The 393-nt window shown below is 39.2% G+C and carries 1 protein-coding gene; it reads right to left on the minus strand.

What is annotated here, in order from left to right; all coding sequences use genetic code 11:
• A partial coding sequence (locus HC175_RS19985; RefSeq protein ID WP_168139831.1) for a TonB-dependent receptor domain-containing protein occupies nt 1–393 on the minus strand: 393 nt, incomplete at both ends.

The following is a 393-nucleotide window of genomic DNA, read 5'->3' on the forward strand; positions in this document are numbered from 1 at the left end:
GGTCAAAGCTCCGGTTTTGAGATCTGCATCCTTAAAGGGGAAATCATAAGTGACTTCATCAAAAGTTGCATCAAGTAAAATATAATTATACCTCGCCCCCGTTTGTAAAGTCAATTTTGAATTCAGCTCCCACTGTAGGTTTCCATAGGCAGCAAGAGATTGCCAGGTGGCATCATCGGGATATCTTAAAGTGCCCGGAAAGCTTTCTCCGGATACAATATTGGTTTCCTTTCCTACAGTATTTACTTTATTGAAAACATATTCCCCACCATAGAATAAAGTGTTCTGAGGAAACTTCTTTTCAAAATCAAGATTTACAGAATATGCATCCACCTGCTCTTTGGTGTGAAAAACTATATCTTCTCCAAAATTGCGGTCATTTCGGCTTTCCTC

The organism is Salinimicrobium oceani, assembly GCF_012037645.1.